This window comes from Polyangium sp. y55x31, assembly GCF_029946505.1.
In the GTDB taxonomy this organism is placed as follows: Bacteria; Myxococcota_A; Polyangia; order Polyangiales; family Polyangiaceae; genus Polyangium.
The window spans coordinates 182,459-202,201 of the sequence record NZ_JARZHG010000004.1 but is presented as its reverse complement, the minus strand read 5'-3'; the positions used below and the strand labels follow the sequence as shown (position 1 = coordinate 202,201).

The following is a 19,743-nucleotide window of genomic DNA, read 5'->3' as shown; positions in this document are numbered from 1 at the left end:
CAGGCGCGGCACGGCAGCGAGCGTGCAGCGCTAGGGGTTGATCGGCACGGTGACCGGCACGTTCGTGATCTCGTAAGGCGCGTACCCCGGCGGCTGCACCGTGAACGACGTGTCGGTCTGCCCGCGGACGGCGCCACTCGCGTCGAGGGCGATGACCTGCCCCTCGTACGTCTGGAGGGCGGCGAGGGGGCTGCTCACGCCGAAGCCGGTGATGTCCTCGCCCGGTGCCGTCAGCGGCGGGTGCGTGCTCGCGCATGCGAAGCGGTCCGTCGTGAGCGCGTCCGAGGTGCCGGCGATCCGGTAGCGGATCTCGACATCGCTCACGCCGAGCGCCTCGCAGCTCGGGTGTTCGCCGGCCGCGTTCTCGAGCCGCCACCCGAGCAGGAAGTAGTTGCCGCCAGGCGAGATCGGGGCCGTGACCGTCGTCTTCCCCTCGGCGATGTCGACGACGTAGGGTAGCGACTCGCCGTGCACGGTCTCGCCGAGCTCGCCGGTGTTTTGCACCGTGATCACGTAGCGCCCGGTCGTTTCTTCGGACTTCGATTCGCCGTCGACCTCGCGTTCGACCGTGCCTTCGCCGTACAGCGTCAACGTCGCGCTGCCTGCCGCGCAGTCGAAGGTCTCGACGAACGGCCTGCCCGTCTCGAAGCCGTTCTCGTCGAGGCCCTGTGCGACCACGCGGATTTTCGGGAACGCGTCCGGGCAGCCGACCGTGCCGGTCTCGAAGTCCTTGATCGACCACGTTACTTTGGCGTCGAACGGCTCGGCGCTGCTGCCGGTGCATCCCATCGCGAACAAACTGATCAAGACGCTCTTGCGCAACATCATTCCTCCGGGTTCGGAGGAGCACGTCGGCAGGGGAGGCGACGGCACCACAAAAAATCTTCAGCGCTTGCGCGCGCCGATGAGCCTCCGCAGCGCCTCGGCCAGGGTCGGGTAGGTGCGGCGCGATTGCATGTCGACGCCGAGGTCGACCATCGTCTTCGCCACGCTCGGCCCGATGCCCGAGAGCAGCCCCGTCGCCCCGACGAGCTCCACACTGCGCATCACGTTCGAGAGGTGCTGCGCCGCCTCCGCGTCGACCGTGTCCACGCCCGTCAGGTCCAGAATCACCGCGCTCGATTGCCGGCCCACGACCTCCGTGAGCAGCCGTTCGAGCAGCACGCTCGCGCGGGCCTGATCGATCGAGCCGATGAGCGGCACGACGAGCACGCCCTGCCAGACCTCGATGACCGGGCTCGACAAACCGATGATGGCCTGCTGCTGCGACTGGATCAGCGTGAGCTGCTCTTCGAGCCGCCGCTGGGCCTCGACGCGATCGGTCACGTTTTCGGCCACGGAGTAAATACGCACGACGCGGTCGCCGAACGTGTCCCGCACGGGGATGACCGTGTTGCGCCAGTGTGACGTGACAAACGATGTTTCGGAGGTGAACTGCTCCCCGGCGAACGCCCGCTTCATATCCGCGCGGAAATCCTCGCGGTCGCCGTAGAGCTCGTAAAGGTTTGTCCCGACGAGCTGGCCTGGCATGAGGCCGAGGTCCTTGAGACCATTTCCCAGGGACATCTTGCACGTCCCGTCCGCGTCCATCGCCCAAATTGCGAGGGGCAGCTCCGACAGCGCGCGGATCAAGGCCTTGGCCTGGAGGGTCTCTTCCGAGTTCTCATTGGCGCGGAGCGAGAACCCGACGATCGCGGTGACGCTACCGGCCGCGTCTCGCACGGGCGTGAGACGACGTACCCAGTAGGACATTCCCTCGATGCTGTCCCCGTAAAGCTCCTCCCCTGCGAGGGCGCGCTCGGTCTCCTGCCGGGCAACCGATCCGGGTGGATAGAGCTGGAGCGCATTCATGCCGACGACCTCGCCCGGCGAAAGCCCGAAATGCGCGAGGCCTTTGCCCTCCGAAACCAGGATCGTGCCGTCCTTCGCGATGGACCAGACGATTCCGTCGAATCGCTCGAAGAGCTCCCCGAGGAGCAACGTGCGAAGCGCGACGGGCGCATCTTTCGCGGCGAAAAGAGGAGCGAGCGGCGCGGGGATCTCCGGGCGCGCCTCGACCGGGCCGTCGATCCGTAGACAAACCGCCCCGCTGCCTGCCGGCCATGCGGTCCAGCGGTTCGTCGATGTGCCGGCCGCAGGGCGCGCGGAAAACGTCGATTTCTTCGAATGCCCGCCCGCCACGGCGGCGCAAGCCGATGACACGGCGCTCCGGTCCGCCGCGTCGAAAAAGGCGAGGAGCGACGAAACCTCGCCGAGCGCTGCGCGCGCCGATTCATTTTGCGCCACCACCACGTCGCCCTCGACGAGCAGCAGTGGGTCCGGGCACCCGTCGAACATCCCGCCAAGATGACGGTAATTGTCCCCTAGCATGGGCTCGGATTTAACAGAGATGTCTGGCGAGCACAACGAAAGGCGTCAACCTCGGATCCTGCAATGAGCGACACGGAGGTCCCGTACCCGGCCGGCGAGCGGCTCGCCCGGCATTTCAAGGACGCCGTGCTCGCGCTCGCGGCGTGAAGCGCGGACGGTGGGCTCGCGGGTCCGCCGCGCGGGATTAGATTTCCTGGGCGGGCGCGCTATCGTGGCGCGTTTGCCCAGGAGATTCACGATGCGCCGAATTGCCAGGATGTTGTGCATCACCGCCGTCGGGGGCGGTTGCGTCGGGACTCCGGCGATCGCGCAGCACGATATCGGTGGACGGATGGATTTCCTGCCGCCCGCGCGGGAAGTGAATCGTGTCGCCGAGGCGTCTGCTTTCCGGACCCTGGCCATCACGGGCGCGACGCTCTTCGACGGGCGCGGCGCGCCGCCCGTGCCCGACGCGGTCGTCGTCGTTCGCGAAGGACGAATCCTCGCCGTCGGTCCGCGCCACGTCGTGGAAATCCCCGCGGGCGCGGAGATCGTCGATGCGACGGGACAATCCGTTTTGCCCGGCCTCATCGACGTCCATTTCCACCTCGACGGCGACATTCCCTTGCCGTCCCTCTTCCTCCAGCGCGGCGTGACCTCCCTGCGCGACCCGGGCGCATGGATCGAGTCATACGACCCCGTGCGCTCTTTCGCCGAGCCGATTCCGCGCCTCTTTTTGACCGGGCCGCACCTCGACGCGCCGCCGCCCGCGCACCCCAAGGACGCGCTCCTCGTCCTCGATCCGGCCGAGGCGCGCGCCGCCGTCGGGCGCCTCGCGGACCAGGGCGCGTCGGCCATCAAAATTTATTATCGATTGCCCCTCGGCACCATCCGCGCCGTCAACGAGGCCGCCCACGAGCGGGGCCTCATCACCACGGCGCACCTCGAAATCGTGGACGCAGGCGACGCCGTGCGCGCCGGGCTCGACGGCGTCGAGCACGTCACCTCGTTCGGCACCGCGATCGTGCCGCTGCGCGAGGCCGAGGACTTCCGGCAGGCCGTCCTCGCGGACAACGCCGCCCGCGGCCCGGGTCGTTATGCGCTCTGGAGCAACGTCGACCTGAATTCGCCGCGTGTCCGGGCGATTCTCGACCTGCTCGCCTCCGAGGGCACCTTCTTCACGCCCACGCTCGCCATTTACGAGCGCCGCCCGGGTGACCCCGGGAGCAACGACGTCGAGGCCCGCGCCTTCACGAACATGCTCGGCTTCGTCCGCCGCGCGCACGGCGCCGGCGTGCGTATCGTGGTCGGCTCCCATTCCGCGGTGCCCCATGCCAGGCGCGGAGACGCATACGTCCGCGAATTGGAGCTCCTCTACGAAGCCGGCCTCTCGCGGGGCGAGATCCTCTCGGCCGCCACGCTGGAGAACGCGAGATTCCTTCGTATCCAGGACCGGCTGGGGAGCCTCGAACCCGGCAAAATCGCCGATTTGATCCTCGTCGGCGGCAACCCCGGCGAGGACCTCTCCGCCATGCGCGACGTCCGCCGGGTCATGCTGAACGGGGTGTGGGTCGCTCCTTCCCGTTGACCCGGGTCGCCCGCGCTCTCGGCCCTTCGCCTCGCCGCCGCCTTCGTGTACAATGCGCCCCGCATGCGCGGCGCCATCCTCTTCAACGGCAATGCCGAGTCCGACGAATGGCTCGTCCGGGCCGCGGCCCCATTCCTCGCGACGTCGCGGCACAGGGATCCGGCCGTCGCCGCCGCGCGCCGCAACCTGCTCGTCACGGCCGGCTGGGCCGATCACGAGTACGACGAGGCGCACGTCAAGCGCGCCCTCAACGCCGCGGGATTCCCCTCGGTCTTCGAGGACGGCTTCGACCGCTCCCACGAGAACCTCTCCTTGCTGACCGAGCTCGACGGCGTCCTCGCCGAGGCGCCCGAGCTCGCCGAGGCGTTCCGCGAGCTGCGCCGCGCCGAGGCCACGGCGCGCCGGTTTTACCTCGAGCACAACGCCCACACGATCGACCTCTTCCGCCGCACGCTGCGCGAGGCGAAATCCGAGGCGCCCGATACCGATCTCCAGAGCCTGCTCGCCGACATGACGCACCCCACGGGCCCGCGCGCGCTCGCCCGCCACGCCCTCGCGCGCGAGCTCCGGCGCGCCTTTCACACGCTCGAATCGAACGACGACCACCTCTTCGAGCTCTTCGGCGATATCGAGCGCCGCGCCTTCGACGCCGCCGGCGCCCTCTACCACCCGGCGTTCCGCGCCGCGAAAGAGCGGCTCGAAGCGCGCATCCTCTCCGCGAGCAACATCTTCCTCTTCGGCGGCCGCCTCGACCTGTTGCTCGGCGCGCTCCGCTTCTTCCGCCTGCGCGACGTCTTCGTCGAGGCCTTGCGCCGCGGCGCGCAGATCGTCGCCGTCTCCGCGGGCGCCATGGTCCTCTGCGAGCGTGTCATCGTCTACGACGATTTCGCCGAGACCCCGCGCGATTTCCAGCTTTACGACCGCGGCCTCGGCATCGTGCAGGACATCCAGATCTTCCCGCATTGCATGGAGCGCATTCAAACGGACGACCCGGACAACCTCGCCTACCTCGCGCGGAGGTTCCGCCATCACGCCTGCGTCGGCTTGAACCAGCGCTCGTTGCTCCTGCTCGACCTTTCGCCGCGCCGGGCCGTGAGCGTCGGCGCGGGCGACGGCGTCTACGTCTTCGGCCCCGACGGGAGGAAACGCTGCCATCGCGCCGGCGAGGAGGTCGCGATCTCGTGAAGGGCATGGTCGACGGGAAAAACCGGGTTTTTTCGTTCCTCGGTCACTGGTTCACCATCGCGCCGGTCGCGCGGCACACGATCGCGCCGCGCCGCGTTTCGACGTCCGTTCCTTTTCGGCTGACGGTCCCGGACGCGAAATATGGAGACGTCCGCCTCTCGGGCCGTTTGCACCACGCGCCGTCGGACACGCTGCTCGTCGTCGTCCACGGCCTCGGGGGCGACATCGGCAGCCATTACGTGCTCTCCGCCGCGCGAGCCGCCGAGGCCGCCGGAATCGCCAGCCTGCGATTGAACCTGCGTGGCTCCGACCGCACGGGCGAGGACATCTACCACGCGGCCATCACCCAGGATCTCCACGCGACCCTCGCGAGCGCGGAGCTCTCCCGCTATTCGAGCATTCTCCTCCTCGGATATTCGCTCGGCGGGCACATCGTCCTCCGCGCCGCCACCGAATCGGCCCTCGATGCCCGCGTCCGCGCCGTCGCCGCGGTATGCCCCCCGCTCGATCTTTTCGTCGGCGCCCGCGCCATCGACGAGCCCGCGCGGCTCGTGTATCGACGCCACGTCCTCTCGGCCATCAAGGAAATCTACGCCGAGGTCGCCGGCCGCCGCCCCGTGCCTTTGCCGCTCGCGGAGGCGCGCCGCATTGCCACCATCCGCGACTGGGACGAGCACATCGTGGCCCCGCGCTTCGGCTTCCGCGGCGCGGACCATTATTACGGGGAGTCGAGCGTCGCGCCGCGCCTCGCGACGCTCTCCGTCCCCTCGCTCGTCGTCGCCGCCGAGCATGACCCCATGGTCCCGGCCCATACGCTCCTGCCTGTTCTCTCCGGCGCCCGCCCGCCGCTCGAGGTGCGGTGGATCGATCGCGGCGGGCACGTCGGTTTTCCGGCCCGCGTCGACCTCGGTTTTCCCGGGTCGGGCGGGCTCGAAGATCAGGTCGTCGGCTGGCTCCGGGACCGCGCGGGGGTTTGACGCGCGGCCCTTCCTTTCGTCAGGGGAGCACGCACGTCCCCGGCGTATCCGGGTTGAAGCAGGTTTGCCCGCACGGGCAGACGCTCGCGCCGTCGCATTTGCCCCCCACGCAATCCGCGTCGGACCAGCACTTCGGCAGCACCAACTTTTCTTTGCAGCGGCCCATGGCGCACGTGGTCGCGAGAGGACAATCCGAGTTGGTCGTGCAGCAGCCGTCCACGCTCGGGCATGTCGCCTTGTCGATCGTCCCCTCGGGACATTCCCACTTCCCGCTCACGCAGTCGGGACTTTCGAGCTCGACGGATTGGCAGGTCGGCGCGCACTTCGGCCCATCGCCGCTGCACGCGGGCGGCGGGGGGCCGCCCGTGCCGCCATTGCCGCCGTTGCCGCCCCCGACGCCGCCCGTGCCGCCGCCACCGGTGTTGCTACCGCCGCCGGTGTTGCTGCCGCCGCCGGTGTTGCTGCCGCCGCCGGTGTTGCTACCGCCGCCGGTGTTGCTGCCGCCGCTGCCGGCGCTTCCGCCTTCCCCTCCGTTGTCCTCACCCCCTTCGCCCCCGTTCCCCGAGGGAGGCTCATAACTTCCGAGCCCGCAAGCCGTGAACATCAACGAAACGAACGCGATCGAAACGAAGCCAAGTCGATGGGTCATGGCCTCGATTGTATCATGGGATCGCGGGCGAGTCCGCCTCGCGAGAGGGCAGGGGACCTCGAACGGCCCGGCGGGCTCGTCAAAGCCCACACTCCCCTGGGTGGTCCGGCAAGAGGCAGTCCTGCCCGCACGCGCAGACCGTGGCCCCCTTGCAATGGGGCATCATGGTCGGGCAATCGTCGTCGATGAAGCAGAAGGGCAGCGACAGCTTCTCCTTGCAGCGCTCGTTGATGCACCTCGTCCCGGCCGGGCACTGCATCCGCGGCACATCCGAACAGCATCCGCCCGCGGATTTGCAGATGTTGCGATCGATCGTACCCACGGGGCAAACCCACGTGGAGCCCTCGCAGGCCGGCACGAGGACCTCATCGGATTCGCAGTGCGTCACGCAGCCCGGCTTGTTCTCGTCGCACGTCGGCAGCCCTCCCCCGGAGCCACCATTGCCGCCCGGACCGCCCCCGGTGCCCGGGACGCCGCCGCTGCCGGCGTTGCCGCCATTCCCACCATTTCCACCACTCCCGCTCGCGGTGATGGCCCCGCCGCCTCCGTCGCCCCCGGCGCCCCCCACGCTCGCGCCCTCACCCCCTTCGCCCCCGTTCCCTGTGGGGGGCTGATAACTCCCGAGACCACATGCGGCGAACACCAGGGAAACGGTCGCGATCGAAACAAAAGCAAGTCGATGGTTCATGCCATCGATCGTATCACGGAATGGCGAACGACCAGATCACGGTGAGCGGCTTTCCCTCGAACGGCTGCACGTTCACCTGCCGGAACGCGCGGTCCACGCACGCCCCGACCTTCGTTCCCACGAAACGCTCGTCGAGCGAGACGGCCGAGACCGTGCCGTTCGGATCGAGGACGAGCGCGACTTTGCCGTTGCCCTTCGGCTGCTCGTCGTCGTCACGCTTGCACGAGGCCGCGACCACCTTCGCTTGCGAGAGCTTCGAGTACGCCTCGCCGAGCACCACCGACCGCGCCACGGGCCCGCCGCGCGGCTGCGGCAATGCCGTCACCGGCCCCGTGAGCCCGGGCTCGACGACGGGCGGCGGGATGTTCTCGGTCTCGCGCAGGAGGTCTTCGAGCGGCTCGGGCAGCTTCGCGTTGTCGCGCTCCTGCTTGACGAGGTACTCGTCGAGCTGACGAACGACGCTCGAATCGAGCGCCGTGGGCTCCTTCGGCTCGGAGGGCGACGCCTTCGCCTGGAGCGCGAGCGAGCCCTGCACGAGCTTCAGCGCCGTGAGCGCCGCCTTCGCCTCGGCCTCGCGCTTCTCGGCCTCCTTTTGCCCCGAGACGGCCCGCTCCCTGTCGGCCTGCGCCTTCGCCTCGCGCGCGAGCGCGAGCGCCGCCTCGGCCTTCGCCATCGCCGTATCCGCCTCGGCCTGCGCGCGCTTGGCTTCGAGGTCGACGTACACCGTCCCTGCGCCGAGCGCGATGGCCCCGACGAGGATGCCGAGCACGCCCACGATGATGCGGCTCCGCTGCGCGGCCGCGACGCTTGCCGCGTAAAACCGTTTTGCCGCGCCTTCGAGGCGAATCTGCCGCACCCGCAGGATCTCTTCGAGCAGGAGCAGGCGGCGCCGGCGCCAGAGGAGCTCGGGGTCGGGTTTTTCCTCCCAAACCTTCGCGGCCTCCTCGAAATCCTCGATGACGAGCCGCTCCTCCCGTTCGCTCGCGACCCAGTCCCGGAGCCTGCCCCAGTGCACGAGCAGCGCCTCGTGCGCGAGCGTCACGAGCTCGACCTCGCCGTCCTTGCGGCGCTCGGTCTCGCGCAGGACGAGCCGCGCCTCCGAGAAGACCTGCACGACCGCGCGCGCCTCGGGGCCGATCTCCCGCACGAGCTCGCTGATCGGACGTGTCATGCGCGCCCCCGCGGGCGTCGTCAGAGAGAGCAGGACGCGCTGCACCATGCGCTCGGTGCCCGCCTCTTTTACCGCGCGATCCATGGTCTCGTTCGCGTGCTGCGAGAGCGCCCCGGAGAACTCGATCGCGCGGAGCGACGAGCGCGTGATGAGCCTCTTTTCGCGATCCCGGCTGCGCCAGAGCTCGCGCAGCGCGAACTCGACGAGCGGCATCGATCCGGCCGTCGTCTCCAGCGCTTCGAGCAGCTCCTTGCGCAGCCGCGGATCCTCGAACGCGTAGCCGTAGCTCTCGAACGCCGCGTCGATGACCTCGCCCCACGCGGCCGATCCGAGCGGCGAGACGAGCACCGCGCCGCGCGTGAGCACGCGGCCCACCTGCTCGTGCGCGAGGATCGGATCGAGCAAATCGCGCCGCGCCGTCACCACGACGCGAAGCCCCGGCCAGGGCCGCTCGCCGAGGCGCGCGAGCAGGTCGAGCGTCCACGTCTGGCTTTTGCCGGCGGGGCCCTGCGCGAGCGTGGCGATCTCTTCGAGCTGATCGACGAGCAACACGAGCCCGCGCTTGCTCTGCGAAAGCCACGCCTCGACGCGCGCGGCCGCCTCCTCGGGCGAGCGCTTCGGATCGAGGCCCATGTGAAAGAGCGCCGTCGTGAGGACCTGCCGTGGATCGGTGCCGGGCGAGATCAGGACGGTTTCCCATTGCCGCGGACCGCCGAGCGCGCCGTCGGCGATCGCGGGCAGGATGCCGGCGCGCGCGAGGCTCGATTTGCCGCTCCCGCTCGGGCCGAGCAGCGCCGCGAGGCCACGCGTGCGCAAGACTTCGAGCGCCGCCGCGACCTCGACCCTGCGGCCGAAGAACACGTCGCGGTGCTCCTTCTCGAACCTTTCGAGGCCACGGAAAGGCCCGTCCTCCTCCGGCGGCAGCGCGCGCTTTCGCCCGACGAGCGCGCTGCGAATACGTTCGAGCTCGATGGCCACGATCTCGGCCGATCGAGGCCGCTCTTCCGGCTCGGGAGCGAGCAGCGCGTCGACGAGATCACCGAGCGAGGCCGGGATCTCCGACACGACCTCGGCGAGGCGCGGCGGCCGCTTTCGCCCGTGGAGGACGTCCTCGTCGAGCGAACCCCGGCCCGCCGCGGGCGTCCGACCGACGAGGCAAACGAAGAGCACCGCGCCGAGCGCATAGAGGTCACTCGCGCTCGTCGCCGGCGAGAGATCACGCCAGCAGACTGGATCGACGAACCCGCGTTTTCCCCCGATCGCTTCGAGCGGCGAGCGAAAACCTCCACCACTCGGGCGATCCCGCGGCGTCACGGGCGAACTCGGGATCTTCGATCGCACCGAGGGAATGGTTTGTCCCGGTGTGGTGGTCGGCGAGGCGGCCGAGATGCCGAAATCGATCAGCTTGTACGCCGCGGGCGTGCCGAGCAGGGCGGCGTCGACGACCACGTTCGCGGGCGAGATGTCGCGGTGCACGAGCCCGGCGCCGTGGACCGCGACGAGCGCGGAGGCGATCGCGATGCCGGCGTCGATCGTCTCGCGCACCGAGAGCGTCTGCTTGTCGCGCAGCCGCTCGCCGAGCGACTCGCCCGCGACGTACTCCATCGCGAGGCCGATGACGCCGCGCGCCGCGTCGACGGGGAGCTGGTAGAAGCGCACGACGTTCGGGTGCTCGACGCGACAGAGCCGCGCGGCCTCGTCGATGATCGCTTGCCTTCCGGCCTCGCCGCCCGCGTCGAGCGAAAAGAGCTTCACGGCCGAGAGCCGTAGCTTCGTCGTACCGGCCGTCTCTTCGGCGAGCCAAACCGGCGCGAAGCCGCCACGACCGAGCTGCCGCACGAGCCAGAACGCCCCGATGCGCCGCTCGGCATCGGGGAGATCGGTCAGCCGACGGACGGCTTCGGGCAGGGCGCTCGACATGCCAGGGCGGACATTGTCACGAGGCCAGGGCGGCGTGTCAAATGGAGCCGACGCGAGATCGAGCTAGGCGCGAGCGCGGCGGAAGAGGCCCTCCACCACGTCCACCCGATCGGCGGTGATGCAGAGGATCCAGTGGCCGACGTGATGGTCGGGAATCGTATACGCAATGAGGCGCAGCTTGCCGGAGAGCCCACGCGGCGGCAGCGCCGTGCTGAAGACGGGCGTCTTCCGTGTGATCGTCATCTCGGGCATCACCGGCGCCTCCTCGTCGAAGGGCTGCTGCTCGGGCTTGATCCAGTGCGCGTGGCCCATCGGATGCGGCGCCGTCTCGCGCGGCACGCCGGGCCTGTTCGTCACGCTTCGATCGGCGCCCCAGAAGGGCAGGTCATTCGGTCGTTCTTCCTTCTTGTGCATGTTTCCCCTCCCTCCTGGAAAATCACTTGGCTCCTGGCGGAATGAGGGCCACCTTGAGGACCCCGTCCGTGCGGGCATTGAAGATGCGATACATCTCGGCCGTCTCCTCGAGCGGCATGCGGTGGGTGATGAGCGCCTTCGGGTCGATGCGCCCCTCTCGGATGTGCTCCACGAGGCGTGGCATGTAGCGCTTGACGTCGCATTGCCCTGCTTTGATCGTCAGGCCTTTGTTCATCGCGGAGCCCACGTCCACGAGGTTCCAGGGCGGCCCGTAGACGCCGATGATGGAGACCCTCCCGCCGCGCCGCGCCGCCTGGATCGCCCAGTTCAGCGCCACGGGCGATCCGGCCTGGACGCGGAGCGTTTTGCCCAGGACGCCGTGCAAAAGCGACCCTTTGGCTTCGAGGCCGACAGCCTCGATGCACACGTCCGGGCCACGCCCGTCCGTCATTTCGAGCAGCCGCGCGACGACGTCGGGGTGCTCCTTGAAATGGATGGTTTCTACCGCGTTGTACTCTCGGGCGAACGCGAGGCGGTATTCGACGGAGTCGATGGCGATGACCCTACGCGCGCCCTGGATCCACGCGCTCCGCTGCGTGAAGAGGCCGACGGGCCCGCAGCCGAAGACGGCGACGGTGTCCTCGGGCGTGATGTCGCCCATCTCCGCCGCCTGATATCCCGTGGGGAGGATATCCGATAGAAACAGCGCATCCTCGTCGGAAAGGTCGTCCGGGATTTTCATCGGGCCGATGTCGGCGAAGGGGACACGCACGAGCTCGGCCTGTCCGCCCTGGTAGCCGCCGGTCGTGTGCGAATACCCGAACACGCCGCCCACGATCTTCGTCAGGGGATTCGTGTTCTCGCAGAGCGAGGTCCGCTCGCGCTGGCAGAAGAAGCACGTGCCGCAGGCGATGTTGAAGGGCACGACGACACGATCGCCTCGCTTCAAGCTCGCGACCGAGGGGCCGACCTCCTCGACAACGCCGGTGAACTCGTGGCCGAAGATCGTGCCGACGCGCGTGTCGGGAATGTAGCCGTTGTACAGATGCAGGTCGGATCCGCAGATCGTCGCGCGCGTCACGCGTAGAACGACGTCGTTCGGATGTTCGATCCGTGGTTCGGGATTTTCCTCGACACGGACCCGCTTCGGGCCATGGTATGTGAGTGCCAGCATTCGTGATCCCCTCCCGAGGCGCACGAATGCAAGAGGTAGACCGGCGGTCAGCGGGCCCGAAACATTCCGAGAGAATCGCGTCTGTCTGGAAAGATCGGGGGAGCGATCACGGCTTCGTCAGCGCGCCCTCGATACGTACGGTGACGGGGACCCCGAACACGCCGGAGGCGCCGCCGCTCGTGTAGGCGTAATGGCGCATGACGAAGGCGCCCTCGGCGTCGGTGCGCGTGACGAAGCGGGTCGTGACCTTGCCATTCTGGTTGAGCTCCGCGGTCATCCAATCGGGCCCTTCGAGGCCGCCGCCAAGGGCGCCCGGGAAGGTATCCGCCGTGGCTCCGACCATGACGTGAAACCACCGATATCCCTGGGGAGTCTCGAACGGCGGCAAATCGAAAACGAGCGTGCCGACGACGCCCACCGCCTCCGGCAGGCCGGTGGTGAAGCGCTGATCCTCGTCGTTGTGGGTGATCACGGGTTCGGGCGTCTCGAGCGGTTTTTCGAGGGGTCGATACACGAGGCCGTCCGCTGCGGAGGGCGAGAGGAAGCCGACCGCGTCGATCCACGGCTCGATGCCGCTCTCGGTCCCCGGCTCGGTCTCCGAGCTGCTGCGGAGCTCGACCTCGCCGCCCTCGGCCCCGACCATGAAGAGGCTCGTGTACCGCCAGGGAAAATGCGAATCCGCGGGGGCGCTCGCCCAGCGCGTGAGGTCGTTCCCGGCCCCCGCCGGCTGCACAGGCCCCATGTGGAACGTGACCGGTGCGTCTCGCCAAACACCCGGGCCGAGGTGCACCGCGCCGAACATGCCCGTGGCCCCCTGATCGGCGCCGAGCACCGGATAACGATGCACGGTACCGAGCGTCGGCCACGGGTCTTTCCAGCCGTCGTCGTTCGGGTTCGCCGCGTAAAACCGCACGGGCTGGTCGAGCAGGTGCACGTAATGCCCGCCGGCCGCCTTCGGGACGAGGAAGGCGCCGAGCTCGACGAGCACGTCCGCGCTCGCCGTACCGGGCACCTCGACCACGAACGCGCCGTCCGCGCCGCGCATCACGACGAAGCCGTGTGTCGCCGAGACGAGCGGACCGACCGTGTGCGGCGCGCCGGAGATCGCCGCGTCGCTCGGCTCGACGCGCACGTCGATGTCGTCCAGGGACGTCGTCCGCACCGTGACCGAGCCGATCACGCCCACGACGTCGGCCGTCGCCGCGCCGAGATCACAATCGGCGAGGTTCACCACGATGCGCCGGGAATTGCCCTGAATGGGCGGGAACACGCCGCATTTTGCGCCCGCGGGGTTCATCGTATCGACCAGGACCGCGGGCGCCGTTTCGCGAAAGACGAGCGGCGCGCCGAGTTCGGGGGGCGTCGAGGGGCCGCCGCCCGCGCCGCCGCCGCCATTTCCACCCCCCGTGCCGCCGACGCCCGCGCCGCCGGTGCCGCCGGTATCACCGGATCCGCCGTCGCCGTCGCTGGACGGCCCGCCTTTGGGGTCCACGCCGGCGGCGCACGCCGCGAGGGCGAGGCCGAGCGCAATCGAGAGGAGCGAGGGTGCAAAAGGAGAAAGCCGGTCGTTTTTCATGGCAATCGACCATTGCAACGCCGATGCCACGCCCTCCGAGGGCCCGCCGCCTCGCGCTACGCTCGGCGCGCCTCGGCCCGCGTGTGCAACCTTTGGCCCGGGGATGAGCAACTCCTTGCACACGTGCTCGCGCGGTTGACCGCGGCGCACGAGGACGGCTACCTTCGCGGAGAGCCGAAACCCGAAGCGAAATGCATGCTTGGAGGTTGTCTGGGCCACGAGTTTCTCCCCGGCGACCGTTTGGGGCGATACGAGCTCCTCAAGGTCATCGGCCGCGGCGGCTTCGCGGCCGTTTGGCGCGCTCGCACCGTGGGGCCGGGCGGATTCGAGCGCCTCGCGGCCATCAAGGTGATGCAGCCCGCGCGCGCCAGCCTGAAGCGCTTCCAGGACATGCTGCTCGACGAGGCGCGGCTCGTCGCGCGGATCCAGCACCCGAACGTCGCTCAGATCTGGGAGGTCGGCGAGGACCCGCGTTCGCTTTACTTCGTGATGGAGCTCGTCGACGGCGCCTCGCTCGACGAGCTGCGTTACCGGGCCGAGGCCGAGGGCAAGACGCTGCCGATCCGCGCGGTGTTCCGGGTGCTCGCCGATGTCTGCGGCGGCCTGCACGCGGCCCACGAGCTCGCGCAGGAGGGCGCGCCGCTCGGGCTCGTGCACCGGGACGTCTCGCCGCAGAACATCCTCGTGTCGCGCCTCGGCATCGGCAAGCTCATCGACTTCGGCATCGCCAAGGCCAAGGAGCGGCTCGCCGCCGACACGACGACAGGGTTCATCAAGGGGAAAATCAACTACATGGCGCCGGAGCAAGCCCGCTCCGAGGACCTCGATCGGCGCGCGGACGTGTGGGCGATCGGCGCCGTCGCGTTCGACCTCGTGGAGGGACACCCGCCCTTCGAAGGACAAACCGAGGTCGGGCGGCTCGCCGCGCTCGTCGGCCCGTCGCCTGCGCCCGCTTTGCATGAACGCGTGCCCGCGCCGCTGCGCGCTGTCGTGGATCGCGCGCTGCAAAAGGATCCGAACGAGCGATTTCCCACGGCGCTGGCGCTCAAGGAGGCCATCGAGGAGGCCCTCATCGAGGCCGAAATGGAGACGTCCACCGATGAAGCCGCGGCCCTGCTCGCGCCCTATTTTTCTCCCGCGGAAGGCGAGGCCGCGGCCGAGGTGACCGTCGCGGAGCGACCCATCAGCTCGACGATCGCAGCGCCGAGCCCCGTGACCGAGGTGGTGCAGCTCCCGATGAACCGCGGGAGGTCCTGGCCTCTGCTTCTCGTCGGGCTCCTCGGGCTCGGCGGTGCCCTCGCGGCGCTCCGCGCGTTCCTGTCGCCCACGTCGCTCCCCGCGGTCGAGGCTCCCTCCGAGGCCGCGGCCGCGCCTCCGCCGGCCTCGCCGCCGCTCCAGACGGTCGCCCTCGCCCCCGTTTCTTCCGCGTCCGCGAGCGCGCCCGCTTCTGCTGCGTCCGCTCCGCGCGCGCCTTCGCCGCCTGCGCGCACGGCTTCACCGACGACCTCGCGTCCGGCGGCACCACCCGTGCATGGGCCTTCGGCTCGACCCCGCACGAGCCATGCAGACGATGACGATGCGATCGAATGACCGAATCCGCTGGGCAGGGTGTTTCCTTTTCGTGGCGAGCGTCGTCGCGGCACCCGCGAGCGTATACGCCGGTGATCCCGCGGCGGACCGCGACGAGGCCAAGCGCCTCTACGTCGAGGCGAAGCGGCTCCGCACGCAGGGCAAGCGCGCCGAGGCCCTCGAGCGCTTCCGCCGGGCCCACGAGCTCGCCCCGACGCCCGTGCTCCGCCTGGAGCTCGCGCGCATGCTCGAAGGCGAACACAAGCTCGTCGAGGCGCACCGGCTGCTCGCCTCCATCGAAGCAATGCCCGTCTCGCCCACCGAGACGCAAAAAGGCAAGGACGCGCGGGCCGAGGCCCGAGCCCTCGCGGCGGCCATCGGCGCGCGCATCCCGAAGGTGACGATCACCGCCCTGCCGAGCGCCCCGGGCGCGCAGATCCTCCTCGACGGCGCGCCGCTCCCGAGCGACACGCTCGGCGCCGAGATCCCGCTCGATCCCGGCGAGCACCGGGTCTCCCTCGTCCGCGGCGACGCGACCGTGGAGAAAACGATCACGCTCGCCGAGGGTGAGCGCCTCCCCGTCGAGCTTCGAGCGCCCGAACCCGAACCCGAACCCGCGCCCGCGCCGTCCGCCTCCACGCCCCCGGCATCCGCGCTGCCCCCGTTCACCACGACGCCGACGGCCGCCGCTCCGCCGCTCGCTCCCCGTCCCGCGCCGGCCGAGCCCCCGCCTCGACGTGCCCTCACCCCGTGGGTCCCCGTGTCCTTCGCCGCAGGAGGGCTCGCGCTCGCGGCGGGGCTCGTGACCGGCGGGCTCGCCATGTCCCAGGTCGACAGGCTGGAGCGCGGATGCCCGGGCAGCGAGTGCCCGCCCCCGTACCACGACCTGCTCGCCGCCCATCAGGCGCTGACGACCACCTCCTCCGTCACCATCCCCGTCGGCGCCGCGCTCCTCGCGGCCGGTGCGGTGACGTGGGTCGTCACGAAAAACCGGAGCGCCTCTCCCATCACCGCCACGTTGCGATGGACCGGCGCGGGTCTTGCTGTGGACGGCGCCTGGTGAGCCCCATGAAAACCTTCGCGACGACCGTGACGATCCTCTCCCTCGGCGCCCTCGCCAACTGCGCCCAGATCCTCGGCACCGACGACCTCGAGCCCTGCGAAGCGGATCGCTGCGGCGAGGACCCAAGCTCCGGCGGATCGAGCAGCTCCGGCAGCGGCGGCGACGACGACGGCGGCGCCCCTTGCGGCGCGGCCGACGTCGAGCTGACCGTACACGTCACCGGGTCGATCAAGATCGAGCTCGACGGCACCGACATCGACTTCGAGTACGGCCATCCCGGCCTCGCCTGCGTCCCCAAGGGCACGACCACGCTGCGCGCCTTCTGCGATCAGAGCGGCGGCTCGGACCCGGAGATCGTCGTCGCGTGGGGCCACGACGATTGCCCCACGGATGCCACGACTTGCGCGCTCGATCTCCAGGACGACACGACGCTCACGGTCGTCGCGAAAGACCCCTGCCTCTGAGCGCCGCGCGGGTGCGCGCCCTCGAACGGCGGTAGGATGACCGGCCGCCATGGACCGCAAGCCGCCGCAGCAGACCGAAGACCACGCCTACGCCGCGCGACCGCGGGAGACGCGCCTGTGCCTCACGGTCGCGCTCGGCCCGCAAAAGCCGTTCGTGGTCGCGCTGCCCCCGGACGGCGTCGTGAGCGTCGGCCGCGACCCGCAGGCGTCCCTCGGCCTCGCGAATCCCACCCTTTCCCGCCTGCATTTCGCCCTCGATGGGCTCGCCGGCGACGTCACCGTCCGCGATCTCGGCTCCCGCAACGGCACCTTGCTCGAAGGCGCGCGCCTCGGCGAGGCGCCCGTCCCGCTCCCGCTCGGCGCGGAGATCGTCGCCGGCGAGGGGCGCTTCTCCCTCATCCGCAGGACCAGCTTGCCGCACGGCGCGCGCGCCTTCGAGCTCGTCTCGGGCTTCGAGGTCGGGCTCGTCGCCCTGCGCGCCGCGGCGAAGAGCCCCGTCGCCATCGCTGCCATCGAGCTCTCCGCGCCGTTCCACGAGTCGCCGGACGCGCTCACCGTCCTCGCGCAGCTCCCGCCCGAGGCGCTCCTCGGGCTCGTCTCCGACACCACGCTCCTCCTCGCCGCGCCCACGGCGACCACCGCTGCGTGGCTCGTGGACGCTCTCGCGCAGCGCGCCTCCCGCCACGCCACGCTCCTGCTCACGGACGACCGCACCGACGCCGTCCCGCGTATCCTCCGGCAGCTCCTCGCCGCGCCGTCGTCGTCCGCGACCGAGGACGATCACGACGTCCCGCCGGCGTTTCGCTACCCGTCGTTGCGAAAGATCCACGCCGACCTGCGCCGCATCGCGCCGCGCCCGATCAGCGTGCTCGTCACGGGCGAGACGGGGACGGGCAAGGAGGTCGTCGCGCGGGAGATTCACCGCCTCAGCCGGCGGAAAGGGCCTCTCGTCGCCGTCAACACCGCGGCGCTGCCCGAGGCGCTCATCGAGAGCGAGCTTTTCGGGCACGAGCGCGGCGCGTTTTCCGGCGCGGTGGGAGCGAAGGCGGGCCTGCTCGAAACGGCCGACAAGGGCACGCTTTTCCTCGACGAGATCGGCGAATTGCCCCTCGCGCTCCAGGCGAAGCTCTTGCGTGTCCTCGAAGAGCAATCGGTCCGCCGTGTCGGCGCGAACGTGGAGCGGAAGGTCGACCTTCGGATCGTCGCCGCGACCCACCAGGACCTCGAAGGCCTCGTCCGGGAGCGTCGTTTTCGCCAGGACCTCCTTTTCCGCTTGAATGGCGCGCTCCTCCTCTTGCCGCCGCTCCGCGAGCGCCGGGACGAGATCCCCGCCCTCGCGCGGCACCTTTTGGAGGAGCTTTCGAACGGATCTCCGCCGCTCCTCTCGGCCTCCGCGCAGAGCGCGCTCGCGGGGTATGCCTTTCCGGGCAACGTGCGCGAGCTCAAGCAAATGCTCTCCCGTGCGCTCGCGTTCGCCGATCACGGCGTCATCGAGGTCGAGCACCTCCCGCACACCGTAAAACCCTCGGCGCGCGCCCCGGCGACCGAGCGGCCCGTCGCAGCGCCCGACGTCCGCGCCTCCGTTCGTGATTTCGAGCGTGAGCGTATCGTCGAGGCGCTGGCGCAGGCGGGCGGCAATCGCACGCGCGCCGCGGAAATCCTGGGCCTGCCGCGCCGAACATTGCTCTACAAACTATCCAAGATGCGCCTCTCGCAGGAGTGAGGTCGCTCTCGGACCGCCGGCCGGTGTGCAACCCCTGGCGCACCGCCCTGCGCAAGTCATTGCATGCCGCGGCCGATTTCCCCGGCAAACCCGCCCGCGGCCCGTTGGTATGGATCGTGTTCATGGGAAGGAGAGCGCCTCGAACGGCGCTCGCACCGAAAGGAAAACCCATGAGCCTGTATTCGAAGACACTCGCGCTGGTGTTCGCCTCCACGATCCTCGCCGCGGTCACGCCGGCGCGCGCGGACCAAGCGGACAAGGCAGCCTGCGTCGGCCTCGCGGAGGGGGACGATTGCACGGACGGCGACGGCAGGGCCGGATATTGTATCCCCGACGAAAGTGATCCGGGGGTGCTCACCTGCGAGGACCTGCGCTCCGGCGGCTCGGGTGGCTCCGGTGGCTCGGGCGGCGACGACAGCTCGAAGCAGCCCATCATCGCCTGCTCGACGACCCCGGGGTTTCCGGCGCCGCTGCCCCTTTCCCTCCTCGCCGCGGCGGCGCTCGCGTGGGGACGCCGGAGGGCGCGCCCGCGCTGAGGGAGCCCGGGTCACTTCGCCGGCGGCGGCACGTCGAAGAAAAGGGCCATGAAAAAGACCCGATCGTGGGTCCACCCCGAAGCATCCTCGCGGCTCCGGAGCATGAAGCCTGCGTCGAGGCGCGTCTGGGGCGAGAGCATCCGCGCGAGGCCGATCAGCGCGCGGTTCTGGTTCAGGCCGAGCCCCGAGAGGTCCACGAGCACCTCGTCCCAGACGAACGGCAGCCATTTCGCGCCCTTCGGCGCATAGTTGATCCGGAGCTGATTGCGATACCGGTACCTCGTCTCCGTCTCGCGGAACCTCGCCTCGAACCGGTTCCGATCGTTCCACGTGAAATCGCCGATACGACCAAAAAAGTTCGGCTCGAGCTCGAAGCGCGCCTCCTGCGCGAACGCGCCCGTGGGCAGCCGATCGGCGTAGATCGTCCCGTGCACGCCGACGAACAGGAAGTCCGTCAGGTAAAACAGAGGGCCCAGCCGGAGGAACGACTGGTGCAGGCCGCCGCTTCGACCGTTCAGGCGCGACTCGGCGTACACGCGGAGGTCGATGCGCGGGAACGTCGGCTTGTCCGCCCGGACGATCGGGACGCGGTTCTCGGACCAGAGCCAGACTTCGTAATCGGCATGCGCCTCGGACGCGAGGCAGAGCGCGAGGAGGGCGGCTGGGACGGCGAGGGCGCGCTTCATGATCCCGCAGT

At 69.8% G+C, this 19,743-nt stretch carries 17 protein-coding genes; 8 read left to right on the top strand and 9 right to left on the bottom strand.

The genetic code is table 11. The annotated features are described in order from the left end of the window. Positions 1–30: 30 nt before the first annotated feature. On the bottom strand, positions 31–828 hold the full coding sequence (locus tag QHF84_RS09800) for a hypothetical protein (RefSeq protein WP_281312953.1): 798 nt from the start codon (positions 826–828) through the stop codon (positions 31–33). Between the two features lie 57 nt (positions 829–885). Further along, entirely contained in the window at positions 886–2,370 is a 1,485-nt protein-coding gene (locus QHF84_RS09795) for an STAS domain-containing protein (protein ID WP_281312952.1), read from the bottom strand. Between the two features lie 238 nt (positions 2,371–2,608). Here QHF84_RS09795 and QHF84_RS09790 point away from each other — a divergent pair, with 238 nt between their 5' ends. From QHF84_RS09790 to QHF84_RS09780, 3 genes are all read left to right on the top strand, one after another. Beyond that, on the top strand, positions 2,609–3,937 hold the full coding sequence (locus QHF84_RS09790; RefSeq protein ID WP_281312951.1) for an amidohydrolase family protein: 1,329 nt from the start codon (positions 2,609–2,611) through the stop codon (positions 3,935–3,937). A gap of 63 nt (positions 3,938–4,000) precedes the next feature. After that, positions 4,001–5,122: a Type 1 glutamine amidotransferase-like domain-containing protein gene (locus QHF84_RS09785; protein ID WP_281312950.1), complete on the top strand. Its 1,122-nt coding sequence runs from the start codon at positions 4,001–4,003 to the stop codon at positions 5,120–5,122. A gap of 5 nt (positions 5,123–5,127) precedes the next feature. Beyond that, positions 5,128–6,099, top strand: coding sequence for an alpha/beta fold hydrolase (locus QHF84_RS09780; protein ID WP_281313280.1), 972 nt, complete (start codon positions 5,128–5,130; stop codon positions 6,097–6,099). 19 nt (positions 6,100–6,118) lie between these two features. On the opposite strand, the gene QHF84_RS09775 is transcribed toward QHF84_RS09780, so the two are convergent. The 6 genes from QHF84_RS09775 to QHF84_RS09750 all read right to left on the bottom strand — a co-directional run bounded on the left by QHF84_RS09775 (position 6,119) and on the right by QHF84_RS09750 (position 13,691). Continuing rightward, positions 6,119–6,748 carry a hypothetical protein gene (locus tag QHF84_RS09775; protein WP_281312949.1) on the bottom strand — a complete coding sequence of 210 codons (630 nt, stop codon included), beginning with the start codon at positions 6,746–6,748 and terminating at the stop codon, positions 6,119–6,121. 79 nt (positions 6,749–6,827) lie between these two features. Beyond that, positions 6,828–7,436, bottom strand: coding sequence for a hypothetical protein (locus QHF84_RS09770; protein WP_281312948.1), 609 nt, complete (start codon positions 7,434–7,436; stop codon positions 6,828–6,830). 13 nt (positions 7,437–7,449) lie between these two features. Further along, the gene (locus QHF84_RS09765; RefSeq protein ID WP_281312947.1) at positions 7,450–10,527 is read right to left on the bottom strand and encodes a serine/threonine-protein kinase; all 3,078 of its coding nucleotides are present in this window, start codon (positions 10,525–10,527) and stop codon (positions 7,450–7,452) included. Positions 10,528–10,590: 63 nt separating this feature from the next. Beyond that, positions 10,591–10,941, bottom strand: coding sequence for a hypothetical protein (locus QHF84_RS09760; RefSeq protein ID WP_281312946.1), 351 nt, complete (start codon positions 10,939–10,941; stop codon positions 10,591–10,593). A 22-nt stretch (positions 10,942–10,963) separates the two neighbouring features. Beyond that, the gene (locus QHF84_RS09755; protein WP_281312945.1) at positions 10,964–12,115 is read right to left on the bottom strand and encodes a zinc-dependent alcohol dehydrogenase; all 1,152 of its coding nucleotides are present in this window, start codon (positions 12,113–12,115) and stop codon (positions 10,964–10,966) included. 106 nt (positions 12,116–12,221) lie between these two features. Then, entirely contained in the window at positions 12,222–13,691 is a 1,470-nt protein-coding gene (locus QHF84_RS09750) for a hypothetical protein (RefSeq protein WP_281312944.1), read from the bottom strand. Between the two features lie 195 nt (positions 13,692–13,886). On the opposite strand from QHF84_RS09750, the gene QHF84_RS09745 reads away from it, so the two are divergent. The 5 genes from QHF84_RS09745 to QHF84_RS09725 all read left to right on the top strand — a co-directional run bounded on the left by QHF84_RS09745 (position 13,887) and on the right by QHF84_RS09725 (position 19,046). Continuing rightward, positions 13,887–15,281, top strand: a complete 1,395-nt coding sequence (locus tag QHF84_RS09745) for a serine/threonine-protein kinase (RefSeq protein ID WP_281312943.1) — start codon at positions 13,887–13,889, stop codon at positions 15,279–15,281. Then, entirely contained in the window at positions 15,268–16,323 is a 1,056-nt protein-coding gene (locus tag QHF84_RS09740; RefSeq protein ID WP_281312942.1) for a hypothetical protein, read from the top strand. The genes QHF84_RS09745 and QHF84_RS09740 overlap by 14 nt, the downstream gene beginning before the upstream one ends. A 5-nt stretch (positions 16,324–16,328) precedes the next feature. Beyond that, positions 16,329–16,787: a hypothetical protein gene (locus tag QHF84_RS09735; RefSeq protein WP_281312941.1), complete on the top strand. Its 459-nt coding sequence runs from the start codon at positions 16,329–16,331 to the stop codon at positions 16,785–16,787. Positions 16,788–16,836: 49 nt separating this feature from the next. Continuing rightward, complete coding sequence (locus QHF84_RS09730) at positions 16,837–18,510, top strand: sigma 54-interacting transcriptional regulator (protein ID WP_281312940.1); 1,674 nt, start codon at positions 16,837–16,839, stop codon at positions 18,508–18,510. A 170-nt stretch (positions 18,511–18,680) separates the two neighbouring features. After that, positions 18,681–19,046 (top strand): hypothetical protein, encoded by a 366-nt coding sequence (locus tag QHF84_RS09725; RefSeq protein WP_281312939.1) that lies wholly within the window; start codon positions 18,681–18,683, stop codon positions 19,044–19,046. 11 nt (positions 19,047–19,057) lie between these two features. Here the strand turns inward: QHF84_RS09725 and QHF84_RS09720 are convergent, their stop codons facing one another. Continuing rightward, positions 19,058–19,732, bottom strand: a complete 675-nt coding sequence (locus QHF84_RS09720) for a DUF2490 domain-containing protein (RefSeq protein ID WP_281312938.1) — start codon at positions 19,730–19,732, stop codon at positions 19,058–19,060. Between the last annotated feature and the right edge of the window lie 11 nt (positions 19,733–19,743).